Genomic DNA, 22,430 nt, shown 5'->3' on the forward strand with positions numbered 1-22,430 from the left:
GATCCGAAAGGCCCAATTTTTACAGGCTTAGCCGATGAACCCTAATTATCTCGATTTTGAACAGCCAATTGCCGACTTACAGGCAAAAATTCAAGAGCTACGCCTGGTAAGCTCTGATAACGACGTGAACCTCAATGATGAAATTGAGCGTCTTGAAGAAAAAAGCCGCAAGCTGACCGAGTCCATTTTCAAGGACATGACCCCCTGGCAGGTATCGCAGATTTCGCGGCATCCGCAGCGCCCTTATACGCTGGACTATCTTGAACACATCTTTACGGATTTTGATGAGTTGCATGGGGATCGCAACTTTGCCGATGACGCGGCGCTGGTAGGCGGTATTGCCCGCCTCAACGACCAGCCGGTGATGGTGATCGGTCATCAGAAAGGCCGCGACGTCAAAGAAAAGGTTCGGCGTAATTTTGGCATGCCACGCCCCGAGGGTTATCGCAAGGCCTGTCGTCTGATGGAAATGGCGGAGCGCTTCAAGATGCCTATCCTGACGTTTATTGATACGCCAGGTGCCTACCCGGGCATTGATGCTGAGGAACGTGGTCAGTCAGAAGCCATTGCCTACAATCTGGCTGTCATGTCGCGCCTGAAAACGCCAATTATCTCGACCGTGGTAGGTGAGGGCGGCTCCGGTGGAGCGCTGGCGATTGGCGTTTGCGATGAGCTGCACATGCTGCAGTATTCGACATATTCGGTCATTTCGCCGGAAGGCTGCGCCTCAATTCTGTGGAAGAGCGCGGAGAAAGCCTCCGATGCCGCCCAGGCGATGGGTATTACCGCTGAACGACTCAAAGAGCTTGGTTTTGTTGATTCCTTGATCAAGGAGCCGCTGGGTGGCGCGCATCGCCACCCGATTGATACCTCTTCGCGGGTCAAAGAAGCGCTGACACAAAGCCTTGAACGCCTTCAGGCGCTGGATACTGACGCCTTGCTGGCGCGCCGCTATGAGCGACTGATGAGCTATGGCGCCCCTGCCGCGTAACGCTCTCTCAACCCTGCTTGATGACGCCCTGGTGGATTTTCCACCGGGGCGTCGTGTTTGGGTGGCACTTTCCGGCGGGCTGGATTCCAGTCTGCTGTTGACTCTGGCGGCGGAAGCCTGCCAGCGAGCCGATACACCGATGGCGGCCATTCATGTCAACCATGGGCTGCAGGACGCAGCCGCTTCATTCGAACAGCACTGTGAGGCTTTGTGCCAGCGTCTGAAAGTGCCGCTGAAGGTGGTCCGCGTCACCTGTGATATTGATCATGGAAAAGGGGTCGAAGCCGCCGCGCGTGAGGCACGTTATGCGGCGTTTGCGGACCACCTGCCGCCAGGGGATGTGCTGTGGCTGGCGCAGCATCAGGATGATCAGGCAGAAACCCTGTTACTGGCGGCTCTGCGTGGCAGTGGCTTGCGTGGTCTTGCCGCCATGCCACAAAAGCGCCAGTCCCGCCATTTGACGCTTGTACGGCCGTGGCTGACGGTTGACCAGCAGGCATTACGCCAGGTCGCGGAAAGCCTTCATCTTGACTGGGTAGACGACCCGACCAATGCGCAGTGTGACGCTGATCGCAATTTCCTGCGCCATCGCGTCTTGCCTGTGCTGGAAACACGCTGGGCAAGCGTGAGGAAGCAATTGGCCAATGTCGCCTCACGCGCGGCTGAGGCCGATACGCTGTTGACCGATTACGCGCTGGAAGAGTTGGCAACAATACGCACTCGCCAAGGGTTGCTGGACGTTGCTGCTTTGCAGAAGCGTCCACTGGCGCGTCAGCGGCTGTTGGTGCGAACGGAGTGCCAGCGGCTAGGGTTGCCAACGCCGCCTGCCAGGCGGCTGGAAAACCTTCTTAAACAGTTTACGGCGGCTTACGACGCCCAGGTGGAAGTGACATGGCCAGGCGCTGAAGCACGGATATGGCAGAAAACGCTTTATCTGCAAGGCCGGACAGAATGTATTGAAGAAGGTACTGAAAAAAGTACTAGAGAAAGTACTAGAGAAAGTACTGGAAAAAGCATTGATCACCAATGGCACTCTCGCTGGAACGGGGAGGCTCCATTGGAGACGCCGCTGGGAGTGCTGTCATTAAGCATTATGGCAGAGCACTCAGATCTCTCTGCCGGTACCTTGAACGTCACCTGGCGGCGAGGCGGGGAGAAGCTGACGCTGGCCAAGCGCGGGCGGCGTGACCTGAAACGCTTACTTCAGGAGGCTCGGTTGCCCCCCTGGGAGCGAGATCGCGTCGTCGTGGTTTGGTGGGTGCCTGAGAAAGATGAGAGGCAGGACGAAAGGCAAGGCGAGCGACAGGAATGTGTCGCTGCCTTTCATCCGCCCACCGGCTATTATTGGGTCGCTGCCGGGTGGACGGTGTTGCGTCGTTGAAACCTGCTAACAGAGTTGCAGCGTAAAACCGGCGGCCTGCGTGAAAGTCTGCTCCTGTTCAAGATCCGTACTGAGCAAGGTTGGTTCTTCGTGATGATCAAGTCGTATGAGCAGCGTATCGTCCTTTGCCTCCAGTACAGGTATGGCTGGTGGGGTCTCAGGGCGCGAATGGTTGAGAATGACACTCAGGCGAAGCAGACGCGCCAGTCTGGCCGCGCTTTTTTGCTGTGAAGCCGGTAGTGCCTGCCATTCCTTGATGGGAAATTTGCGCCGGTGAGCACGTACCAGAAATGCCAGTAAGCGTTGTTCCGGGCGCGAAAAACCTGATAGATCCGAATGTTCAAGAAGGTAAGCGCCATGGCGGTGGAACTGGCTATGGGAAATCGCCAAGCCAATTTCATGAACCTCGCTGGCCCAGCACAGGTACCGGCCATGGTTGTCGCTCAGTTGCCAGTCATCTTTGATCTGTGCGAAAAGATTGGCGGCGGTATGAGCGACGTTGTCTGCCTGGCGATTATCAACGTCATAGCAACGCCTGAGGAACTCCAGCGTCTTGAGGCGTGAATCTTCGGCGCTATTGCGCCCCGCCATATCGTAGAGCACCCCCTCCCTCAAGGCGCCGTCAGCAAAGCGCATCTGAGTCAGGTCGAAGGCTTCGAAAACGGCGTTGAGAATGGCAATACCTGCCGGGAATACCTTGGCGCGGTCAGCTTTAAGCCCGTCGAGTGCGACTTTATCAACGTGTTTGCATTTCAGAATCCTGTCACGCAGCTTTTTAAGCCCCGTGCGGGTAATCACCCCTTCCTGAAATGTGTCGCCATAGGTATGCAGGACATTAGCCGCTGCCTTGATAGTGCCACTCGACCCTACTGGATCTTCCCAGCCCAGGCGAAGATAGGGGCGCTGGATATTGGCCAGCTCGGAAAGCGCGGCCAGCTCAGCCTTACGCATGCGTTTTTCGGTGAGTTCACCGTCTGGGAAAAAGCGCCTTGAAAAGGTGACGCAACCCATACGCAGGCTTTCTAACGCCTTGGGCTCGAAGTCTTCACCGATAATAAATTCGGTGGAGCCGCCGCCAATATCAACGATCAGTCGCCGCCCTGTTTCTGCCAGGGCATGGGCCGCCCCCAGATAAATCAGACGGGCTTCTTCACGGCCAGCAATAATCTCGATCGATTGGCCCAGCTGCGCTTCAGCACGGTCAATAAATGCCTGACTGTTATGAGCGTCACGCAAGGCATTGGTGCCCACAATCCGTATATGCGGCTCGTCAATATCGTTGAGAAAAGGGGCAAAGCGACCCAGGCAGTCCAAGGCACGCTGCATGGCCTCTTCGCTGAGGTTGCCTTCTTCATCAAGGCCGGCGGCCAGCTGTACCTTTTCCCCCAGTCGGGCGACCACCTGAAGTCGCTCGTTCTGATAATTAGCGACCAGCAGGTGGAAACTGTTCGACCCCATATCAATGGCAGCGAGACGCCGGGGCTCGCTACCATTAGCGACGGAAAGTGTCGATGTTGATGACGAGGTCGTTAAAACCGGCTTGGTGGAAAGTGGTGTTGTTGAAAGCGAAAGTTCCTTGGACATGAGTCATCCTTCAAGTTGGCTGTGCCAAGGTTGCGGCGCTCGTTGCTCGTTGTCAATTGCCTGGCTCCCAGGGCTTGCGTTTATGCTGGCGCTTGACTACCATCGAGTTGTTGGCATGATGCGAACTAATGAATTGCCTTATTGCCTTAGGATTTCATTTAATAATAATCGTTGGATGAACTCAGTTAAGTCGCAATTCACAATGTCGCAATTCAAAATATAGATTCGCTTCCAATGCCTCAGGTCGTATTGGCTCAGGATTTTTATGAGCCTTGATTTCATTGACCTGGATTTTATAGGCTTAGACTTTATAGGCCTGGATTTTATAAAGTTAGGTTCTATCGACTCAGCATAGAACCATCCCGATGTCCAAGTCGTCAGATTGCCCGCTGGTTTTGCTTTACCCCGTTTTCACATTGTCATTGTTCATACATTGCTTTCTGGAATAATGAATCGAAAACATATCGCAACCAGATCACAAGCGATAACGCTCAAACGTTGAACATGGCCATACCGGTTCAGCAGATCTGCAGAGCGTGTGCCCACCGGGGTCTGAACGCAACTAACGACGTTTTGATAATGTCGTGACCATGCCTCCTTTCTTATTCCCGGCGCCTGGCGCCCAGCTTTCATGAGCAACGTTCGAACACACCGATGAATCTCACTGAACTCAAGCAAAAAACCGTCCCCGAGCTACTCGATCTTGCCCGCGAAATGGGCATCGACAACCTCGCTCGTTCGCGCAAGCAGGACATCATCTTCGCCATCCTCAAAAAACACGCCAAAAGTGGCGAGGATATCTATGGCGACGGTGTGCTGGAAATCCTCCAGGATGGCTTCGGCTTTCTGCGTAGCGCGGACAGTTCCTATCTCGCCGGGCCTGACGACATTTATGTCTCGCCCTCGCAAATTCGCCGATTCAACCTGCGTAAAGGTGATTCCATTGCTGGCAAAATACGTCCGCCGAAAGATGGCGAACGGTATTTTGCGCTGCTCAAGGTCAGCCAGATCAACTTTGACCGCCCGGAAAACGCCAAGCATAAGATTCTGTTCGAAAACCTGACGCCGCTATTTCCTGATGAGCGCATGCACATGGAAATCGGCAATGGTTCGACGGAGGATCTGACGTCACGCATCATTGATCTGGCCGCACCGATTGGTAAAGGTCAGCGTGGTCTGCTCGTCTCGCCACCAAAAGCGGGTAAGACATTGATGTTGCAGAATATTGCAACCTCTATCACACGCAACAACCCTGAGTGCCACCTGATCGTGCTGCTGATCGATGAGCGCCCGGAAGAAGTGACGGAAATGTCACGTACCGTGCGCGGTGAGGTGGTTGCCTCAACCTTCGATGAGCCGCCAGCCCGTCACGTTCAGGTTGCCGAAATGGTGATCGAAAAGGCCAAGCGCCTGGTGGAACACAAAAAAGACGTGGTGATTCTGCTCGACTCCATTACCCGTCTGGCGCGTGCCTACAATACGGTTGTACCCAGCTCTGGAAAGGTGCTGACCGGTGGTGTTGACGCCCATGCCCTTGAGAAGCCCAAGCGCTTCTTCGGTGCTGCGCGTAATATCGAAGAGGGCGGCAGCCTGACGATTATTGCCACAGCTCTGGTCGATACCGGTTCCAAGATGGATGAAGTCATCTTCGAAGAATTTAAAGGCACCGGTAACATGGAAGCGCATCTCGACCGTAAACTGGCTGAGAAGCGCGTGTTCCCGGCGATCAATATCCGTCGCAGCGGCACCCGGCGTGAAGATCTGATTGCCACTGAGGACGAAATGCAGCGAATGTGGATTCTGCGCAAGCTGCTAAACCCGATGGAAGATGTTGCTGCCACCGAGTTTCTGATCGATCGCCTCAAGGACACCAAAACCAACCTTGAATTTTTTGAAGCCATGAAGCGTCGTTAACGACCCATCATGGAGGAAAGCGTCGTTGCCTTTCAGACAACGTCGTTTTCACCGTAGCCCTTGAACGGGAAGACAGCCACGGGATATATGCCTTGAAATACCACGATTTACGTGACTTTATTTCCGCGCTTGAAGCGCGGGGAGAACTCAAGCGTATCAGCGCGGAAGTGGATCCTTATCTGGAAGTGACCGAAATCTGTGATCGTACGTTGCGTGCCGGTGGCCCGGCGTTGCTGTTCGAGAACGTCAAAGGTCATTCCATGCCGCTACTGGGTAACCTGTTCGGCACGCCCGAACGGGTAGCGCTGGGCATGGGTGAAGACTCCGTCGAAGCCTTGCAGGAAGTCGGTAAATTGTTGGCTTTTCTCAAGGAACCTGATCCGCCAAAAGGGCTCAGGGATGCCTGGTCCAAGCTGCCGATTTTCAAACAGGTATTAAGCATGGGGCCAAAGGTTGTCAAACGTGCCCCCGTTCAGGAAGTGGTTTACGAAGGGGATGACGTCAATCTCGACCAGCTTCCCATCCAGCATTGCTGGCCGGGTGATGCGGCTCCGCTGGTGACCTGGGCGTTAGTGGTGACCAAAGGCCCACACAAGAAGCGCCAGAACCTGGGGATTTATCGCCAGCAGAAAATCGCCAGAAACCGTCTGATCATGCGCTGGCTGTCGCATCGCGGTGGCGCGCTGGATTTTCAGGAATTCCAGAAAGCGCATCCCGGCGAGCCGTTTCCCGTCGCGGTCGCGTTAGGGGCAGACCCCGCCACCATCCTGGGCGCAGTGACACCGGTTCCCGACACGCTGTCGGAATACGCCTTTGCTGGCCTTTTACGTGGTTCACGCACTGAGCTAGTGGCCTGTGGCCATGCGGATCTGGAAGTCCCGGCGTCTGCCGAAATTATTCTCGAAGGGTTCATTTACCCCGACGATATGGCACCCGAAGGGCCGTTTGGTGACCATACCGGCTATTACAATGAAGTGGATGACTTTCCGGTATTTACCGTCACACGGATGACCATGCGCCGTGATGCGATTTACCACTCCACTTATACCGGCCGCCCGCCGGACGAACCCGCCATTCTGGGCGTTGCGCTTAACGAAGTCTTCGTGCCTATTCTGCGCAAGCAGTTCCCCGAAATCGTGGATTTCTATCTGCCGCCGGAAGGCTGTTCCTACCGGATGGCGGTAGTGACGATGAAAAAGCAGTACCCTGGCCACGCCAAGCGCGTAATGATGGGAGTCTGGAGCTTTTTGCGCCAGTTCATGTACACCAAGTTTGTGATTGTGCTGGATGATGACGTCAACGCCCGCAACTGGGAAGATGTGATCTGGGCAATGACCACGCGCATGGACCCGGCTCGTGATACCGTGATTGTAGAAAATACCCCGATCGATTATCTCGACTTTGCCTCCCCTGTGTCAGGGCTAGGGTCAAAAATGGGCTGGGATGCGACCAATAAATGGCCGGGCGAAACGGATCGCGAATGGGGCCAGCCTATCGCCATGGATGAGGCGGTCAAAGCCCGGGTGGATGAGCGTTGGGAAACGCTAGGCATCGGTATTCCATTGCCCGCCGCCCGTAAAGGCAGCGAATAAGTATTTGAGACGGTACTTAAGACAGTACTTGAAACAGCGGATTGATTTTCGAAAGACAGACAATATGAGGCTTTCATGAGCGCAAGGACCTTGACGTGCCAGGTGACCGAGGTAGAAGACCTGAATCCCGACGTGTTCGGGGTCACATTGCAAGGGCGGGCGGAAGCCATGCGTCATGCCCCTGGACAATATCTTGAGCTGAGTCTGGACGAGCAGACCTGGGTGCCTTTCTCGATTGCCAGTGCCGAACACGGTGACGGCATACTTGAACTACACATTCAGCACTGGCCGGAACGGGACAACTCTGCGCGTTTACGCGAACTGTTGCAGGTGGCGAATCAGCTGACGGTTCGTCTTCCTGGCGGCGACTGCGTCCTTGACAGAGAAAGTCAGCGCCCATTATTGCTAGTGGCAGCAGGCACCGGGTTTTCTCAAATGAAAGCCATCATTGAGTCCGTGCTGGAGCATCAGCCCGAGCGTGAAATTTCATTGTGGTGGGCGGCCCGTGAACATCGTGATTTTTACCTGGAGCCGTTGGCCTGCCAATGGGCGCTTGATCACGCCAACGTGTCTTTTCATGCTGTGACTGAAATGCCGCTGCAGGAAGCAATGACATCAAGTGAGCGCATTTATCATCATCAGGGGCGTATCGACGAAGTGCTGGCCGCTGCTGATCTGGCGCCGCAAGACTGCGACGTTTATCTCTCGGGTTCTCCCGGTATGGTTTACGCCAGCCTGGATGCTCTGTCGACGAAAGGGCTTGAAGATTCGCGGGTGTTTTCCGATGTATTTGCTTACGCGCCGCGTTAATGGTGTATTGAGAAAATCGTATGACTCGTCGCGGCGATGACGATCCGGTAAAATGCCACTTGTTGCATTCCCCCTGACTCAATAATATCAAGGAGGCCAACATGGCCCACGACGACGAAAACTTCAAAGACAGCTCCGGTTTTCTGTCTATCATTATGGGATTGATCGTTCTGGTAAGCATGAGTGCGTTGCCTGCGACCATTGGCTGGTATCAGCTATTCACCGGCTAATGTTCTGGGTGTCAGTCGTCAAACGCCTTAGAGGCTTGTCAACGGCTCAAAATGCAGGCAGGATAATTTAGAGTAAATAAATGCGATTATCAGGCGGTTAACGTTATCCGTTTTGCCATTCGGGTTAATCTGCTCAAACGTTAATCCTCTCAACCAATGGGACATGGGAACAGACAATGAAGTTAGCCGTTATCCTTCATGCTTTATTCCGCCTGCCGACATCTGTCGCGGGTGTTGATGTCTGCTATCGCTATTGGTTTAGCCACGGTGTGCCCAAGGCCGACTGATGTCGCGCTGACAGGCACACCTGATAGGTTGCCTGCCGCACTGAAAGCCCCGGCTGGTAACCCCAGTTGGGGCTTTTGCGTTTCCCGTCAATAACTTGAATCACGAGGAGCAGCACCATGATCTATCGCGCCTACGCCACCGCTATCGCCGTAAACGATGCCGAATATGGATACGGCTGGCGATTTAGCGCCGCGCGATCGGTGACAGCTGCCACCTCCGCTCGCGTTCAAACAGGTGGCGACCCTGGTCAACGATGTCATTTATCTATGGAGAGTTAATAATGAACGCCACTGTTTCAACATTACCTGATGCCCGCCCTGAAACGCCCGCTGCTGATCGGGAACTCGCCGATAGCCATGTGCTGCCATCCCCTGCGCAGCTGCGCCAGTCACTAAAAGTCGATGACGCGCTTGAACAACAGATTCAACAGCAGCGTCATGCGGTTAATCAGATCCTTGCCGGCAAGGATTCGCGCCTTCTCGTGGTGGTTGGCCCCTGCTCTGTGCATGACCCTGACGCGGCTTTGGAATACGCCGATCGGCTGGCACGATTGAGTGAGGAAATCAGCGATCAGATTTTACCTGTCATGCGTGTCTATGTTGAAAAACCGCGCACGACAGTCGGGTGGAAAGGCCTGGCTTATGACCCTGGGCTGGATGGCAGTGGCAATATGGTGGAAGGGCTGGCGCTGTCCCGTCAGTTGATGAAAGCTGTGGCCCAGCGTGGCTTGCCAGTCGCAACGGAAATTCTCCAGCCCATGCTGGCCGCGTATCTTGATGACCTGCTTAGCTGGGTGGCAATTGGTGCCCGCACCACAGAATCTCAGCTTCATCGCGAACTGGCCAGTGACCTGTCGGCGGCGGTGGGTTTCAAAAATGCGACCAATGGCGATATTCAGGTAGCGATTGATGCCATGAATGCTGCGGCACATGCGCATCAGCGATTTGCACTGGATGACCAGGGGCGACCCGTGATGCAAACGAGTCAGGGGAATCCTCATACCCAGTTGGTATTGCGTGGCGGCCACGGCGAGCCTAATTACCAGACACACCATGTTAATCGAACCACTAAGGCACTTCGCGACGCCGGGCAAAACCCACGTCTGATGATTGACTGTAGTCACGCCAATGCACGTAAAGATCATCGTCGTCAAAGCGAAGTCATGCTGGATGCGCTGGCGCAACGCATGGCTGGAAACGTCGATATTGTCGCTTTGATGCTGGAAAGTCATCTGCATGAAGGCAAGCAGCCGCTCAAGCCCGGTGCCTTACGTTACGGTGTCTCGGTAACGGATGCATGCATCGGCTGGGAATCCACTGAGCACCTGCTGAAAACAGCCGCTGAGCGGCTGGCAGGCAATGGTAAAGCCTGGCAGTAAGTGCTTGCCTGCTACCAAACGCCAAGTATGATAATGATGGTTATCATTAAACCGATGAAAAAAGAGGTCAACGATGGCGGTAGTGTTTCAGCTGGAAGAGCATGACCCTGAAGTTTACCGCCGCAAGGCGCGTATGATCAGTTTTGCCATGGCAGGGCAATTGATCATTTTCGGGATGCTATTTGCCATGGTGCTGACCACGACATTCGGCAGCAGCCTCTGGCTGAACGCTCTGGGTGTCTTTCTTGGTTTGCTGGCCACCAGTGCGATGTTTGCCGTACTGAAAGACCGCCCCTGGATGAGTGAAGTACGTTATGTCTGGCAGCTCAAGCACCACCTGTCTCAGGTTAGCGGCTACTTGCCAACGTTACGCAAAGCCGTCAAGGAAGATAACCGGGTGGCGATGGATATTCTGACGTTTTATCACCAAGGCATGTCGCAGTTGGCGGACCTGAACAATCGTACGCCAGACGACGATGCCGAACGCCTGGCGGAAAAACTTGAAGTTAAACTCAAGCGCGAAGAACTTGGTATGCCCAGTGAGGTAAACGGATTCGACCCTCAGGACCTGCAGGCGTTTAAGCGAGGGTAAAAAGGGGAAGGGTGAGTCATCCGCCGACCATAACCGCCAGAAGATCAACAAAAGGAACGTTGTTATGAACGGGTTTATGAAAAAAGGGTTATTGACAGGGCTTGTTGCCGGGCTGGCAGCGTTTACGCTGAGCGGTTGTGCGACAACAACACCGTCAGCAACCAGCGACACGACGAATGCAACAGCCAATGCGGGTGCCGCAGCAACAGCGCCTTTGCTGCCTTCCACCCTGTTTGCCGGACAGTCAGGGCGCTTTGATGCCTGGCGCTGTTCGCCCGCCAATCAGAATCTGGTGACGGCGGTAGACGACGAAACGCTACGTTTGTGGTCAATGCATGGTGCCTGGCAATTGCCGCAGGCCATTGTCGCCAGTGGTGCGCGCTATCAGGCCGACGATATCAGCTTCTGGAGCCGGGGTGATAAAGCTCAGGTCGAAACACCACGTGGGCAGCTGCAGTGCCAGCTTGCCGAACAACGAAAATCCTTCACTCGCGAGAATTACCCCGGTGTGATGTTTCTCGGGCGTGGTAATGAGCCAGGCTGGATGGTCAAGCTTTCCAACGAAACGCCGGAAATGACGCTGGTTTCCAACTACGGCAGAGAAACCCGCACCTTGGCGTATATGGTAAGCGTTATGGACAACGACGCCGGACGCGTGGTGATTGAAAACGCCGATGCAAAAACCTTCTTTCGTGTGCGGATCGAGGCCAGCGCCTGTTTTGACGATATGAGTGGCGAGCCGTTTCCCGCCCGCGTGACGCTATCGATTGATGGCGAACAGTACAAAGGTTGCGGGCAGGGAATCGCACCAAAATAAACAAGACGCCAAATTCAACATTCTCCGGGTGCTGTCCGCCAGCGTTCTTCTACAAGGGCGGTGGCACACAGCGCATCTTCATTGCCCAGGGCACGCAATGCCAGACGTTTGAGCGTTTCCTGGGTAACCTCACGCTCAACGTTTAGCTGCTGCGATACGTCATCCGCTATCCATGCGCTTTCCCCCAAAGGCCGGGATGCCAGCTGATAGATAAATGGATGCACGCCCGGAAACCCCAGTCGCAGATCCGTGACCTGCAGCACTTCCCGCTGATTGACGGTAGCGCTGTCATAGCGCAGAAAATCCCCGGCAAACCACTGCAGGCGCTGAACACGAGCGTCATTTTCCACTTCTGCCTGCAAGTTAGTGTTCCGTGTCAGCACTTCCAGTTGCGGTGGGGCCTGGTCAAAAACACTAATCAGGCTCTCATAATGGCGGCCATTATCGATTACCGTTGCTCGCCATAGAAACGTGGTGAAGGGAGCGGGTTGCACCATTCGAGGTGCATTGGCAAGCCCTTGTGCTGCCAGTACCGGCTCCAGGCGATGCTCTACCGTGGCCTTGGCGCCCATGGCAAACAACAGATAAACGCTGGAAAGTGCCAGCCCCCAGGCGCAGCGGTACACCACCTTTTGCCCAATGAGCGCCCATATCAGCGCGATCAATAACGGCAAGGTATATAGCGGGTCAATGATAAACACAATCGGCCACGACACCGGCGGCGTGGCCATTGGCCAGAACAACTGGGTGCCATAGGTGGTCAAAGCATCCAGTAACGGGTGTGTCAGCAAAATCAGCAAGAAGAAAAGCAGCCATCGGGAAAGAGGAATCTCACGGGCAGAAAAAAGCCGTGCGCTGATGAACGCCAGCAGGGTGCCGAACCCGGCGAGCATAAACAGTGAATGACTAAAACCACGATGCTGAGTGACATTGGCGACGGCATCGCCATAGTCAATCACCACGTCAAGGTCAGGCAGGGTGCCAACCACAGCGCCCATCAGAATCGCTTTACGGCCCAGTCGTCTGCCCAGTATGGTACCGCCGATCACAGCGCCCAATGCTGCTTGCGTCATTGAATCCACAGGTTTCTCCGAGGCGTAAACACCGTTAAGATAAAGTGAGTAACATTATACGCAATCTTTTATGAGGGTGCCTGTATGTCACATGCTTGTACAGTAAAATGGCGTCTTGCGCGGCAGTATCGCCTGCGTTGGGTATTACCCTTGATGTTCTCCGGGATGGCAACCTCGGCAATGGCTGCGTCGACGATTGAGGTCCACAGTGACCCGAATTGCGGCTGTTGCGGGGCCTGGGTTGAGCATCTTGAAGCCAATGGTTTTGACGTCGATCATCAGCGCCACAGCGATGTAAGAGATGTCAAAATTGCTCAAGGTGTGACACCTGAGCTGGCATCGTGTCATACGGCCATTGTGGATGGCTATGTGATTGAAGGGCACGTGCCCGCGTCAGAGATCCAGCGTCTGCTGGAAGAACAACCGGATATCGCCGGTTTAAGCGTGCCAGGCATGCCGCATGGCTCACCGGGCATGGAAACAGGCCGCGTTGATGATTACGCGGTGGTGAGCTGGACACGCGACAACCGTGCACCGGAAATTTTTCGAGAGTACCTGAAATAAGTGTACCTGAAGCAAGAGTACCTGAAGTAACAGTATCTTTAGTAAAAGCTGGCACATTTCAGCGAAAAGGAGTGATTATGCAGTATTTACACACCATGGTGCGTATCAGTGATATCGATGCATCCTTACATTTTTACTGCGATCTGCTGGGGCTCAAGGAAGTGCGCCGCAAGGAAAACGAAAAAGGCCGTTTCACCTTAGTCTTTCTGGCCGCACCGGAAGACGAAGAGCGCTCAGCAGAAATCTCCGCGCCGGAACTGGAGTTGACCTATAACTGGGACCCCGAGGAATATGCCGGTGGTCGTAACTTCGGTCATCTGGCCTACCGCGTTGACGATATCTATGCATTGTGCCAAAAACTGCAGGATAACGGCGTGACCATCAACCGGCCACCACGTGATGGCCATATGGCTTTCGTTAAATCACCCGATGGCATCTCGGTAGAACTGCTGCAGAAAGGCGATGCACTTTCGCCGCAGGAGCCATGGGCCTCTATGGAAAACACAGGGAGCTGGTAACCAGTGAAAAAGATGATCTTCAAGCAAGGACGGCTTGCCCTGGCGGGCTTGTCGCTAGTGCTGCTATCAGCCTGCGGCACCACGCCAGATAGCTCAGCACCAGGAAGCGATACTACAGGTGGCATGGGAACAGGCGTTAGCCTGTCAGGTGATATTGTCGAGCAACGCTGGAATTTTTTGCTCAACGGTACCGATGAAAAGCTGGATTTCGACCAGACTCCCTATTTCCGCATCGCCTCGGATGGAGGTGTGAGCGGGTATGACGGCTGCAACCGGTTTACCGGCCAGGTAGAACTTGGTGCCAATCAGCGCATTGCCTTCAATCAGCTGGCCTCAACGCGTATGGCCTGCCCTGGCATGGAGAATGCTCAGCATGTCACCAACATGCTGACCAATGCCTACCGTTATCTGATTGATCATGATCGGTTGGTGTTCTTCGGCCCGGATAGCCGGGTTCTTGGCGGCTGGCGGGAAGCCAACTGATCAACGGCTGACCTGAGCGTTAACCCTCAAAAGGCGGATTGAAGCGGGCAATAAAGCGCGCATCAATCCGCTTTTTCCATTTCCATACCCATTTGCCGGAAAAGCCGATGGGGCCTCGGCTGGCGATGGCGTGGCCGTCACCCGTGCCAATCAGCGCCAGTACATGTTTGGGCGGCTGCCAGGTCGTTAATGCATGGCTGTGGCAAGCGGCGCGCAGGTTCTCGGCCAATACTGGCCCCTGGCGCACGGCGTACACCCCGGCTTTGGGCAGGGGCGGGCTAAAGTGGGCGCAATCGCCTGCGGCAAACAGGTGCTGAGTACCTGCTATCGTCATGGTAGGGTCAATGGCAATAAAGCGTTTTTCATCCAGCGGTAAAGAGGTGTCAGAAAGCCACCGGTGCCCCACGGCTCCCGTGGCCCAGAGCACAATATCCGCTGGCAGGAGGGCGCCCTGATGATCCAGTACGCCGCCATCAACCAGTGCCTTGCCACGCCGCTCATGGTGGACCTGAATGCCAGCTCGCTTCAGGGCGCGAGCCGTTAATTGACGAGGCAGCCAGCCTGCATCACTCAGTAGGGTCGGCGCGGCGCTGAGCAGGTGTCCGTGCCAGTCAATATCCGGGCGTTCCTTGCGCAGCTGAGCCAGCACGCTCATCAGGGTTTCGCAGCTGGCGGCCCCGCCACCAACGCTGACCACTTGCTGTGTTGAGTCGGCAGGTAATGCGTTGATGCGCTCCTGTAGTGCCTGCCAGCGATGATGCAGTGAGCTTAGTGGGCGCATGGCAAGAAGGTAAGGCGGCTGCTCGCCTTGTACGTCGGGTTGCGTCAGGGTTGAGCCGATATTGAAAGACGCAACGTCAAAGTCATGTACCTCGCCGTTGGCTAGCGTCACTTGGCGTGCAGGGTGGTCCAGCGCCACCACGGGGGACTGAATCAGTGTTGCTCCAGCCTGTTGGCACAGTGCCGCGACGTCAATTTGCGTTTCGCGTAGCGTGCATTCTCCCGCTAACCAGGCGGGCACACTGCCGGAATAGGCGGCCAGCGCACTGTCACTGACCACCGTGATGGCGATGGTCGGGTCCGGGCGCCGGGCAAAGGCTTCCAGCACAAAGGCGTGGGCGTGGCCCGCGCCAATCAGCAGCAGTTTCTTCATGGGTCTCGTTACTTTTCCTCGCCGCGCCGCCAACGGAAATAGCGCTGGAGCAGGGTCAGTATCCGCTCGGGTTTATGGGCGTTTTTCCATACGCCAGCCGTGGCCTTGGCGGCTTCGCCCAAAGTGGGGTAGGGATGAATGGTGCCCAGAATCTTATTGAGCCCCAGCCCGTGCTTCATGGCCAGAGTGAACTCGCCGAGCCACTCGCCCGCGTTTTGCGCCACGATGGTGGCACCCAGAATTTTGTCCTTACCGGGCACGGTGAGCACCTTGATAAAGCCTTCGGTGGCACCTTCGGCAATCGCGCGGTCACTTTCGCTCATGGCATAGTGGGTCACTTCAAAGGCCACACCCTTGGCGGTCGCTTCCTTTTCGTTGAGCCCGACCCGGGCAACTTCCGGCTGAAGATAGACGACGGCGGGCATAAAACGATAGTCCACCGCGAAGCTTTTTAGCTCGCCAAACAGCGCATTCACCGCTGCGTGCCACGCCTGATGGGCGGCGGCGTGGGTGAGCTGGAAAGGGCCCGCCAGGTCACCGCAGGCCCAGATGTTGGGGAGGCGGGTCTGCAGACGCTCATTGAGGTCCAGTGTGCCAGCGTTGGTAGTGGTAATGCCTAACGCTTCCAGCCCCAGCCCTTCAACGTTGGCTTGCCGCCCAACGCTGACCAGCAGGTAATCAAAGCCAAGCGTGGTGCGTTCGCCATTGTGTTCGACGACCAGTTGATGTTGCTGGTTATCCTGAGTGACCTCCAGCGCCTTGGCACCGCTCATCACGGTAACCCCTTCCCGGGTGAGTACGTCTTCCACGTATTCGCCGACGTCTTCATCTTCACGGCCCAGCAGTTGAGGGGCACCTTCCACCAGGGTGACCTGACTGCCCAGGCGGGCAAAGCTCTGGCTGAGCTCGCAACCAATGGCACCGCCACCCAGCACCACCAGGCGCTTAGGCAGTTCGGTGAGCGACCACAGGTTTTCCGAGGTGAGTATCGGCGCATGCTCAATGCCCGGCAATGAAGGCACTCGCGGGCGGGCGCCGGTGGCCAGCACGATGTGGCGGGCGGTGAGGGTTTTCTCGCCGACCTTGATTTCCCAGGGAGACGTTAGGGTGGCGTGATCCTGATAGACCTCCACGCCGAGACCGGAATAGCGCTCGACACTGTCGTGAGGCTCAATATCGGTAATGGCCTGGTGAACGTGGCCCATCACCCTGGTGAAGTCGATCTCAGGTTCGCTGGTGTTGACGCCAAAGCGCGATGCTGTGCGCACTTCATGGGCCGCGTGGGCGGCGCGAATCAGAGCTTTGGAGGGGACGCAGCCGGTATTCAGGCAGTCGCCGCCCATTTTATGTTTTTCTACCAGGGCCACTTTGGCTTTCACGGCACTGCCAATATAGCTGGTGACCAGCCCTGCGGAGCCGCCACCAATCACCACGATGTCGTAATCAAAACGGGCAGGGCGCTTAAAGCCGCGATAGGCGTTGCGCTTTTGCACCAGCAGCGCAATACGCCGCGCGACCCAGGGGAAAACCGCCAGCAGCGCAAACGAGGCCAGTAACCCAGGGGAAACAATGCCGCCAAGGCTTTCCAGCTCGCCCAGCTGGCCGCCCGCATTAACATAGACCGCAGTGCCGGGCAGCATGCCTAATTGGCTTACCCAGTAAAAGGTGGTGGTTTTGATCCGCGTGAGGCCCATGACCAGATTGATCATAAAGAACGGAAATACCGGTACCAGACGCAGCGTGAAAAGGTAGAAAGCGCCGTCTTTATCCACGCCACGGTTAACCGTGTTGAACTGGCGGGGGAAGCGTTTTTCAATGGGTTGGCGAAACAGAAATCTTGAAATGACAAACGCCAGCGTCGCACCGATGGTGCTGGCAAAAGAAATAATCAACAACCCCCAGCCGAGCCCAAACAAGGCGCCGCCCAGCAGTGTCAGCAAGGTGGCGCCAGGTAATGAAAGTGCCGTCATCACCACGTAGATAGCGAAGAACGCCCCCGCCACTTGCCAGGGATATTGTTCAAAAAGGGCGATGAAATCCGTGCGGTAAGCCTGCAGGGTCGCCAGATTAAAATAGGTGTGGGCACCACTGAGATAAAATGCTGCCACCGCAGCAAGTAATACCAGAATGAGTATCAGGCGTTGTCGATTCACAAAAGGCTCCAACGAGTGAGGGTAAGATATGACTCAGTGCACAAGCGCCAGGATTCCTTACGCTTTTTCGACAAACCGTTGCCAGCGTTGCCAGTCTGCAGGGTGGTCGACATCCCAGATGGTGGCGGGGTAAGCCGCATCAAGATTTAGTGACGCAATTTTTTCGCGTGTGCGCGACAGCACTTCAGGGGTGCCCCAGGGGATATCCTCAAACAGGCTCGGGTAGTCGTCATGCGTGCCGACTAACCCATAGCCGCCATCTTCGGCAGGCAGTATCACCACGTCTTTGTGAGCCAGTTGCGCGACGCAATGGGTTATCAGATTAGCGCTGATGCTTGGGCAGTCGCTGCCCATGACGATGGCAGGGCCGGGCTCAAAGGAAAGGGCCGCCTGAATACGGATACCCAGGTCACCCGCTGGCTGGGAACGCAGCGTAACACCGTATTCCCGGTGTAGCTGATTGAACAGGGTGTGGTGGTGATCCAATGCCGTCCATAGCGTAATCCGTTCAGCGGGCAGGGCCTGGCAGGCGTTGTTCAGGCAACGGCGTAGCAACTCAGCGTGAGCCATGGCGGCGCCTTCGGCCCCCAGCAGCGGTATCAGGCGGGTTTTGGCCTGCCCAGCCAGCGGCGCCTTGGCCAACAGGTGCAGGGTAACCACTGGTTCAGCGGGCATTTCGATACTCCTTGGCCAATCGGGTCGCGTTAACGCCGCGCCAGTAGCGGTAACGTAGCCGCCACATCAGGTAAATAGTTGAGAAGGCGCCGAATTGATCCCAGCGCCTGCCAGAGCTGACCACTTGGGTATCCAGGCAGGCAGGAGGTTCAATGTTTTTTAATCTTTTGCTGAGCTCAATGTCTTCCATCAGTGGCTGATCAGGGAAACCCCCTACCGCGAAAAACGTGTCGCGGCGCACAAATATTCCCTGGTCGCCGGTAGCGATACCGCTCAACCGCGAGCGCAGATTCATCAGTTTGCCGATAACAGGCAGCCAGCGGCTTTTTCCCGTCAGACGAATATCAAAACGCCCCCAATGCTGCGCTTTCAATGCATCAAGCACTGTGTTGATAGCCGCGTTCTCATCCCCTGGCGGCAGTCGGGTGTCCGCATGCAGAAACAACAGCGCCGCTGAATGTGCGTGTTGTGCGCCGAGGTTCATCTGGCGTGCCCGGCCAGGCTCGCTGATCAAGATATTATCCGCGAGCGGGGTGGCCAATACGGCGCTTTCATCGGTGCTGCCGCCATCGACCACAATGATTTCCACGCCTGTCTCGCGTAGCGGCTGCAGCAGCGCCAGCGCCGCCTGGATGCCTGCCGCCTCGTTAAGCATCGGCACGATAATGCTTAGCTTAGGCAGTTCTGCGCCTGGGTTAACCAAGGGCAATGATCGGCCCTCCGGCAGCTGCGGCATCGGCTTCATCATGAGTGACCAGTAGAGTGGGTAGGCCTGCATCCCGTAACTGCCCGAACACCAGCGCGCGCATTTCCTGGCGCAGCGCGGTATCCAGCTTGGAAAACGGTTCATCCAGCAGCACGGCGCGAGGCCTGGAAAGCAGCAGACGCATGAGCGCTACCCTGGACTGCTGCCCGCCGGAAAGCGTGGCTGGGTCGCGGGTTTCAAAGCCCGCCAGCCCTACCTGTTCCAGCGCTTTGGCGATCTGGGCGTTTTTATCCCGAGCGCCGCGGGGTAAGCCAAAGCGCAGGTTGCCGCCCACGCTTAAATGCGGAAACAGCATGGGGTCCTGAAACAGCAGGCCAATGCCGCGCTGTTCGGCAGGCAGAATGTCCAGGCGTTTATCGCCAAGATAGAACTCTCCTTGGGCCTGAAAGGCTGGTGACAAAAAACCGGCGAGATAGGCCAGTAGCGTAGACTTTCCTGAGCCGGAAGGGCCCATCACGGTCAATACTTCACCTGGCGCTATGTCCCGGTGCATTGCCAGCAGCGTGTCGCCTGCCAGCGTGAGTTTCATCTGCTTGATGTACAAGGTTTGATGGTTGGGGGTCATGCAACTCCTCGCATCTGGCGGCGTTTTGCCCACACAAGGCGGGGAATCAAGAGTGCCAGACTAAAGCCAATAAACGGCAGCAGCGCCTGCAACAGTGCCAATACCGCCACCAGCCTGCGATTGCCGCCAGACGCCATGGCAACAGCTTCGGTGGTGATCGTGGGAATGCGCCCACCGCCGAGCAGCAGGGTTGGCAGATACTGCCCGATGCTGACCGCCAGGCTGACAGCGCAGGCGGTGAGTAACGGGGCCAGTAACAGTGGTAAACGCACCTGCCAGAACGCTCGCCATGGTGAGACACCCAGTGACAGCGCCACTTGACCCCAGCGCGGGTCCAGCCGCCGGTAGGCCTCTGATAGCGACAAATACAGATACGGTATGACAAACAACAGATGAACGGCCACCACCAAGGCGTGTTGAGGTCGAATGGCAACGCTCTCAGCGGCGACCACTAAGCCAAATAGAAAGGCTACCTGCGGCACGATCAGGGGAAGGTAAAGCAGCCACTGAGCCCGCCGTGCGGGCAGATGATGGCGCGCAGCATGCTCTAATGTTGCGACTACCAGTACCGCAGCGATAAGCGTTGCAGAGAGTCCAACACTTAGCGTATTGATTAACGGAGTCGCCACGCTGGGCAGAATACGCTGCCAATGATCGAGCGTAAACGTGCCCGGCAAGGCGTCCGGAAAACGCCAGAACCCCGCAACCGAAAACAGCGCTAGCCCGGCAAGGGCGCTTATCGCCAGCAGGGTGGCGGTGAGCAGCAACGCACGCCCGCTAAAGGCGATCGTCGTTGCCCCTGATGAACGTGCGCCGTTGGTCAGCCATCGTTGGCTCAGGTATTTGACCGCTTGTTCGCCAATCCACCAGGTAAGCAGTGCCGCCAGGGTAACGCCGAACTGAAGCACGGCACCGGCAGACGCCATAAAACGGCGGCTTAAATCGGGGTCGTTAAACCAGGTGAGAATCGAAACGCTGAGCGTTGGCGGCAGTGTCGGGCCCAGAATCAATGCCATATCCACCACCGAGGTGGCATAGGCAATCACGGCGTAAACCGGCAAACGAATCAAGGGGTAAAGCGCAGGGAAAACGCACTTAAGCCAGGCAATGCCAGGTGCGTAGCCTAGCGAGCGTGCCAGGATGACACGCGATTCAGGGCGCAGCTGGGGCAGCGCTGCCAGGCTCATTAATAGTAAAAATGGAACTTCTTTGAGTATCAGACCTGCCATTAACGTAAGCCCTAACGGGTCGTTGATGATAAGCAGGTCGGGTGGGCGTTCCCATCCAGTGAGCCCGGGAGAGACCCATCGCACCAGCAACCCGGAAGGCGCAATCAAAAAAGCGAGACCGAACGCCACGGCAGCATGGGGAATGGCCAGTAGCGGTGAGACCATTCGACGGATAGCACGGTCAATCCAGGTGCCTTGGCTGGCAGCCAGAAATAGCACCACGATGAACAGCGCCACCAGTGTCGTGATCAGACCGCTGGCGTAGCTCAGCCATACGGAACGGTTAAGGCCTGCGCGCGCCCACAGGTCCTGCCATGCTTCGAGGTGAAACGTATTTCCCCCAAGCACCGGCAAATAGCCAAAGGCAGGCAGCAAGACCATGGTGAGCCCTGCCGCCAAGGGCACGGTGAGTAACGCTATCATTACCCATGGCGCAAAACGAAGTAGCATCGCTTAGTTGACGTAGCGTTCTTGCCACGCCTGTACAATGGCGTCCACCCAGCTTGGGTGCGGCTGCCCCAGCACCTCGCCCAGCTCATTAGGTGGCAGTGTTGCGATACCCAGGTCGATATCATCGAATAGTGCGCGCTCTTCTGGTGAGAGCATTTTCATGGACAGAACCGTATTGCTGCCCCATACCGCTGGGTCTTGTTTTTTCGCCTGAGCTTCAGGCGACATCAGGTAATTGGCGACCACCATTGCCCCCGCTTTGTGTTGGGCGTTGTAAGGAATGGCCATAAAGCTCATGTTGCCAATCATCCCGCTGTCATGAACGTAACTTCTTACTGTCTCGGGGAGCTCGTAGTTAGCAATAGCGCCAGAGGCTTCAGTGGTGCTGAACGAAAGCGCAATGCTGATTTCGCTGTCGCCCATCAGGCTGCGCAGGTCAGCGCTGTTGGAAGGAAACGCACGTCCTGAACGCCAAAGGTGGGGGTGTAGCTTATCCAGAAATTCCCATAGTGGCGCTGTGGCGGCGTCGAAATCCTCTTCCTGCATGGGTTCGTAAAAAATCTCGGTGGTGTCGCTCAGCTCTAGCATGGCCTGAGTAATAAACGCATTGCCCAGAAAATTGGGTACCTGTGGATAGGTAAACTCACCGGGATGTTGCTCAGCCCACTCAAGCAGCGCCGACATGTTGTCGGGATGGTCTTCAACCAGTGCGGTGTCGTAATAGAACACCACCTGGGAGCTGCTCCAGGGGGACTCCAGACCGTCGACCGGAATGGTCCAGTCGTAACGTACGGCAGGCGTGTTGTCAGGATCAGTGAGCGCGTAATTAGGCAGCGAATCCGCCCAGGGTCCAAACAGCAGTTCATTGGCTTTCATGGCGGCAAAGTTCTCGCCATTAATCCAGATCATATCGACGCTGCCCTGATTATCGTTGCCGGCCTGCTTCTCAGCCAGCACCCGGGACACGGCTTCAGAGGTATCTCCCAGTTTGACGTGAATCAGTTCTACGCCGTATTGGGCATCCACCTGCTCTGCCACCCAGCTGATGTAGGCGTTAGTGCGCTCTTCGCCAGCCCAGGCATTCCAGTAAACGGTTTGACCCTCGGCTGCGTCTAATACGCCATCCCAGTCACCTGGGGCCGGGGCAGCTGCGGCGGGTAGCGCCAATGACAGCATCGCGGTGGCAACAGCCGCCGCCAGGGAATCGCGTGATTTCATTATACA

The 22,430-nt window shown here is 56.1% G+C and carries 21 protein-coding genes; 12 read left to right on the forward strand and 9 right to left on the reverse strand.

Translation table 11 applies throughout. From position 1 onward, the window contains the following. Nucleotides 1-34: 34 nt before the first annotated feature. Nucleotides 35-991: an acetyl-CoA carboxylase carboxyl transferase subunit alpha gene (accA, locus tag ACU6TU_RS03700; protein WP_447143239.1), complete on the forward strand. Its 957-nt coding sequence runs from the start codon at nucleotides 35-37 to the stop codon at nucleotides 989-991. Beyond that, nucleotides 972-2,372 (forward strand): tRNA lysidine(34) synthetase TilS, encoded by a 1,401-nt coding sequence (tilS, locus tag ACU6TU_RS03705; protein WP_447143240.1) that lies wholly within the window; start codon nucleotides 972-974, stop codon nucleotides 2,370-2,372. Before accA ends, tilS begins: the two co-directional genes overlap by 20 nt. Before the next feature lie 6 nt (nucleotides 2,373-2,378). Here tilS and ppx read toward each other — a convergent pair whose 3' ends face one another. Beyond that, a complete protein-coding gene (gene ppx, locus ACU6TU_RS03710; RefSeq protein WP_447144170.1) occupies nucleotides 2,379-3,830 on the reverse strand; it encodes an exopolyphosphatase in 1,452 nt (483 codons plus the stop codon). A 780-nt stretch (nucleotides 3,831-4,610) separates the two neighbouring features. On the opposite strand from ppx, the gene rho reads away from it, so the two are divergent. The 7 genes from rho to ACU6TU_RS03745 all read left to right on the forward strand — a co-directional run bounded on the left by rho (nucleotide 4,611) and on the right by ACU6TU_RS03745 (nucleotide 11,577). After that, nucleotides 4,611-5,870 (forward strand): transcription termination factor Rho, encoded by a 1,260-nt coding sequence (gene rho, locus ACU6TU_RS03715; RefSeq protein WP_447143241.1) that lies wholly within the window; start codon nucleotides 4,611-4,613, stop codon nucleotides 5,868-5,870. 92 nt (nucleotides 5,871-5,962) lie between these two features. Then, a complete protein-coding gene (gene ubiD / locus ACU6TU_RS03720) occupies nucleotides 5,963-7,462 on the forward strand; it encodes a 4-hydroxy-3-polyprenylbenzoate decarboxylase (protein ID WP_447143242.1) in 1,500 nt (499 codons plus the stop codon). A gap of 75 nt (nucleotides 7,463-7,537) precedes the next feature. Beyond that, on the forward strand, nucleotides 7,538-8,272 hold the full coding sequence (locus ACU6TU_RS03725) for an NAD(P)H-flavin reductase (protein WP_447143243.1): 735 nt from the start codon (nucleotides 7,538-7,540) through the stop codon (nucleotides 8,270-8,272). 101 nt (nucleotides 8,273-8,373) lie between these two features. After that, the gene (locus tag ACU6TU_RS03730; protein ID WP_447143244.1) at nucleotides 8,374-8,502 is read left to right on the forward strand and encodes a hypothetical protein; all 129 of its coding nucleotides are present in this window, start codon (nucleotides 8,374-8,376) and stop codon (nucleotides 8,500-8,502) included. Nucleotides 8,503-9,070: 568 nt separating this feature from the next. Then, nucleotides 9,071-10,168 (forward strand): 3-deoxy-7-phosphoheptulonate synthase, encoded by a 1,098-nt coding sequence (locus ACU6TU_RS03735; protein WP_447143245.1) that lies wholly within the window; start codon nucleotides 9,071-9,073, stop codon nucleotides 10,166-10,168. A gap of 73 nt (nucleotides 10,169-10,241) precedes the next feature. Then, entirely contained in the window at nucleotides 10,242-10,760 is a 519-nt protein-coding gene (locus ACU6TU_RS03740; protein WP_447143246.1) for a DUF3087 family protein, read from the forward strand. A gap of 76 nt (nucleotides 10,761-10,836) precedes the next feature. After that, the gene (locus ACU6TU_RS03745) at nucleotides 10,837-11,577 is read left to right on the forward strand and encodes an MliC family protein (RefSeq protein ID WP_447144171.1); all 741 of its coding nucleotides are present in this window, start codon (nucleotides 10,837-10,839) and stop codon (nucleotides 11,575-11,577) included. A 14-nt stretch (nucleotides 11,578-11,591) separates the two neighbouring features. Here the strand turns inward: ACU6TU_RS03745 and ACU6TU_RS03750 are convergent, their stop codons facing one another. Then, nucleotides 11,592-12,650, reverse strand: coding sequence for a metal-dependent hydrolase (locus ACU6TU_RS03750; protein WP_447144172.1), 1,059 nt, complete (start codon nucleotides 12,648-12,650; stop codon nucleotides 11,592-11,594). An 84-nt stretch (nucleotides 12,651-12,734) separates the two neighbouring features. Between ACU6TU_RS03750 and ACU6TU_RS03755 the strand changes: the two genes are divergently transcribed. From ACU6TU_RS03755 to ACU6TU_RS03765, 3 genes are all read left to right on the forward strand, one after another. Further along, nucleotides 12,735-13,214 (forward strand): DUF411 domain-containing protein, encoded by a 480-nt coding sequence (locus ACU6TU_RS03755; protein ID WP_447143247.1) that lies wholly within the window; start codon nucleotides 12,735-12,737, stop codon nucleotides 13,212-13,214. Between the two features lie 77 nt (nucleotides 13,215-13,291). Beyond that, complete coding sequence (gene gloA / locus ACU6TU_RS03760; RefSeq protein WP_447143248.1) at nucleotides 13,292-13,732, forward strand: lactoylglutathione lyase; 441 nt, start codon at nucleotides 13,292-13,294, stop codon at nucleotides 13,730-13,732. 12 nt (nucleotides 13,733-13,744) lie between these two features. Next, entirely contained in the window at nucleotides 13,745-14,215 is a 471-nt protein-coding gene (locus tag ACU6TU_RS03765) for an META domain-containing protein (protein ID WP_447144173.1), read from the forward strand. Between the two features lie 19 nt (nucleotides 14,216-14,234). On the opposite strand, the gene ACU6TU_RS03770 is transcribed toward ACU6TU_RS03765, so the two are convergent. The 7 genes from ACU6TU_RS03770 to ACU6TU_RS03800 are packed head-to-tail and all read right to left on the reverse strand — an operon-like array spanning nucleotide 14,235 to nucleotide 22,424. Continuing rightward, a complete protein-coding gene (locus ACU6TU_RS03770) occupies nucleotides 14,235-15,368 on the reverse strand; it encodes an FAD-dependent oxidoreductase (RefSeq protein ID WP_447143249.1) in 1,134 nt (377 codons plus the stop codon). 8 nt (nucleotides 15,369-15,376) lie between these two features. Next, complete coding sequence (locus tag ACU6TU_RS03775; RefSeq protein WP_447143250.1) at nucleotides 15,377-17,521, reverse strand: FAD-dependent oxidoreductase; 2,145 nt, start codon at nucleotides 17,519-17,521, stop codon at nucleotides 15,377-15,379. Nucleotides 17,522-17,578: 57 nt separating this feature from the next. Further along, nucleotides 17,579-18,196 carry a TIGR04282 family arsenosugar biosynthesis glycosyltransferase gene (locus ACU6TU_RS03780; RefSeq protein WP_447143251.1) on the reverse strand — a complete coding sequence of 206 codons (618 nt, stop codon included), beginning with the start codon at nucleotides 18,194-18,196 and terminating at the stop codon, nucleotides 17,579-17,581. Then, entirely contained in the window at nucleotides 18,186-18,932 is a 747-nt protein-coding gene (locus tag ACU6TU_RS03785) for a TIGR04283 family arsenosugar biosynthesis glycosyltransferase (protein WP_447143252.1), read from the reverse strand. The genes ACU6TU_RS03780 and ACU6TU_RS03785 overlap by 11 nt, the downstream gene beginning before the upstream one ends. After that, the gene (locus ACU6TU_RS03790; RefSeq protein WP_447143253.1) at nucleotides 18,892-19,527 is read right to left on the reverse strand and encodes an ATP-binding cassette domain-containing protein; all 636 of its coding nucleotides are present in this window, start codon (nucleotides 19,525-19,527) and stop codon (nucleotides 18,892-18,894) included. Before ACU6TU_RS03790 ends, ACU6TU_RS03785 begins: the two co-directional genes overlap by 41 nt. Further along, a complete protein-coding gene (locus ACU6TU_RS03795; protein ID WP_447143254.1) occupies nucleotides 19,524-21,206 on the reverse strand; it encodes an ABC transporter permease in 1,683 nt (560 codons plus the stop codon). Before ACU6TU_RS03795 ends, ACU6TU_RS03790 begins: the two co-directional genes overlap by 4 nt. A 3-nt stretch (nucleotides 21,207-21,209) precedes the next feature. Further along, nucleotides 21,210-22,424: an ABC transporter substrate-binding protein gene (locus ACU6TU_RS03800; protein WP_447143255.1), complete on the reverse strand. Its 1,215-nt coding sequence runs from the start codon at nucleotides 22,422-22,424 to the stop codon at nucleotides 21,210-21,212. Nucleotides 22,425-22,430 lie beyond the last annotated feature (6 nt).

This window comes from Halomonas sp. LS-001 (genome assembly GCF_052983955.1).